2 tRNA genes and 2 rRNA genes (1 of these 4 only partly in view) are annotated in these 2,500 nt (G+C 53.1%); all 4 read right to left on the bottom strand.

The annotated features are described in order from the left end of the window. Positions 1–28 (bottom strand): 23S ribosomal RNA (locus tag AB8A23_RS08650) (it extends 2,792 nt beyond the left edge of the window). 469 nt (positions 29–497) lie between these two features. Continuing rightward, positions 498–573: transfer RNA gene (locus AB8A23_RS08645), tRNA-Ala, on the bottom strand. 109 nt (positions 574–682) lie between these two features. Then, positions 683–759: transfer RNA gene (locus AB8A23_RS08640), tRNA-Ile, on the bottom strand. Between the two features lie 215 nt (positions 760–974). Then, positions 975–2,461: ribosomal RNA gene (locus AB8A23_RS08635) — 16S ribosomal RNA — on the bottom strand. Together the 16S and 23S rRNA genes with 2 tRNA genes alongside form the textbook arrangement of a ribosomal RNA operon. Positions 2,462–2,500 lie beyond the last annotated feature (39 nt).

Genomic DNA, 2,500 nt, shown 5'->3' with positions numbered 1-2,500 from the left:
CCACCGAATACCCTTAAGACACTTGATTGCTCTCATTATCAATATCCACACACTCGGCAGAGTTTGCTGCATGCTGCTTTGCGCAACCAACGAATTGGAAACGCAAAATCCGCACGCCGGCGGTCAAGCCGTGCGCACTTCATGCAGCTGGATATGATTTAGAAAGACCAGTTTGCTTCGTAAGATCGAACCGACAACGAGGCGGTCAAGCTTCGTTGAAAAGGAATAAACATGCGGAAGCTTTGCAAGCAAAGCGTTCGCACTCAATTCCTGGAGATTATGATTGCGGCACCCGCAATTGCTTGCAGATCCGAACCTCGGAACGATCTCCTCTTTACGATGTCATAAATCCCGCAGTCGATCTCGTAAGATCGACAAGCGAAGTTATACCGCGGACTAAATCAGGCGCCGCCCATATGGCGCGCACTGTCTGAACACACTGAATGTCTTGAAGTTGTTTTCGTCTCGATCGCTCATCAGCATCCAACCAAAGTTTCTGGTGGAGGCAGACGGGATCGAACCGACGACCTCATGCTTGCAAAGCACGCGCTCTCCCAGCTGAGCTATGCCCCCGTTCCAGAAGACGAATGCTCAACGCTTAAAGAACAACGTTTTGCAGATGCAATGCTTGCGCATGTGATGTCGACGTCAGCAGCAGCCTTGAAAGCAAAGCGCGCAAATATGGTGGGCCTGGGAAGACTTGAACTTCCGACCTCACGCTTATCAAGCGCGCGCTCTAACCAACTGAGCTACAAGCCCTAACAACAAAGGACTGCGCTCGGCTCATCGACATGACCTTGCGATCAAACGCCAACAAGCAGCACGAGCACGCCCCAGCGTGTGTTCGTCCGCGAAGAAAGAGAAACGAAGACGGCGGTGTCCCGCCTATGCAGCTCAAACATTGATCCAATGTCTGGCCACTGATGTTTCAAAAGAGGTTCGATAGATGCAAGCATCTGAAGAACCATCCTTAGAAAGGAGGTGATCCAGCCGCAGGTTCCCCTACGGCTACCTTGTTACGACTTCACCCCAGTCGCTGACCCTACCGTGGTCAGCTGCCCCCTTGCGGTTAGCGCACTGCCTTCAGGTAGAACCAACTCCCATGGTGTGACGGGCGGTGTGTACAAGGCCCGGGAACGTATTCACCGTGGCATGCTGATCCACGATTACTAGCGATTCCAACTTCATGGGCTCGAGTTGCAGAGCCCAATCCGAACTGAGACGGCTTTTTGAGATTTGCGAGAGGTCGCCCTTTTGCATCCCATTGTCACCGCCATTGTAGCACGTGTGTAGCCCAGCCCGTAAGGGCCATGAGGACTTGACGTCATCCCCACCTTCCTCGCGGCTTATCACCGGCAGTCTCCTTAGAGTGCTCAACTAAATGGTAGCAACTAAGGACGGGGGTTGCGCTCGTTGCGGGACTTAACCCAACATCTCACGACACGAGCTGACGACAGCCATGCAGCACCTGTGCTCTATGCCCCGAAGGGAAGGTTCCATCTCTGGTACCGGTCATAGACATGTCAAGGGCTGGTAAGGTTCTGCGCGTTGCGTCGAATTAAACCACATGCTCCACCGCTTGTGCGGGCCCCCGTCAATTCCTTTGAGTTTTAATCTTGCGACCGTACTCCCCAGGCGGAATGCTTAAAGCGTTAGCTGCGCCACTAGTGAGTAAACCCACTAACGGCTGGCATTCATCGTTTACGGCGTGGACTACCAGGGTATCTAATCCTGTTTGCTCCCCACGCTTTCGTGCCTCAGCGTCAGTTATGGGCCAGTGAGCCGCCTTCGCCACTGGTGTTCTTGCGAATATCTACGAATTTCACCTCTACACTCGCAGTTCCACTCACCTCTCCCATACTCAAGACTTTCAGTATCAAAGGCAGTTCTGGAGTTGAGCTCCAGGATTTCACCTCTGACTTAAAAACCCGCCTACGCACCCTTTACGCCCAGTGATTCCGAGCAACGCTAGCCCCCTTCGTATTACCGCGGCTGCTGGCACGAAGTTAGCCGGGGCTTATTCTTACGGTACCGTCATTATCTTCCCGTACAAAAGAGCTTTACAACCCTAGGGCCTTCATCACTCACGCGGCATGGCTGGATCAGGCTTGCGCCCATTGTCCAATATTCCCCACTGCTGCCTCCCGTAGGAGTTTGGGCCGTGTCTCAGTCCCAATGTGGCTGATCATCCTCTCAGACCAGCTACTGATCGTCGCCTTGGTAGGCCTTTACCCCACCAACTAGCTAATCAGACGCGGGCCAATCTCTCGGCGATAAATCTTTCCCCGTAAGGGCTTATCCGGTATTAGCACAAGTTTCCCTGTGTTGTTCCGAACCAAGAGGTATGTTCCCACGCGTTACTCACCCGTCTGCCACTGACGTATTGCTACGCCCGTTCGACTTGCATGTGTTAAGCCTGCCGCCAGCGTTCGCTCTGAGCCAGGATCAAACTCTCAAGTTGGACTTGAAACTTTAAACCGGCTGATCACAACGTATTGAC

This window comes from Tardiphaga sp. 619_E2_N8_4 (assembly GCF_051810905.1).
Classification (GTDB): domain Bacteria; phylum Pseudomonadota; class Alphaproteobacteria; order Rhizobiales; family Xanthobacteraceae; genus Tardiphaga; species Tardiphaga robiniae.
The sequence above is the reverse complement of the archived record's forward strand: the minus strand, read 5'-3'. Positions and strand labels throughout refer to the sequence as shown.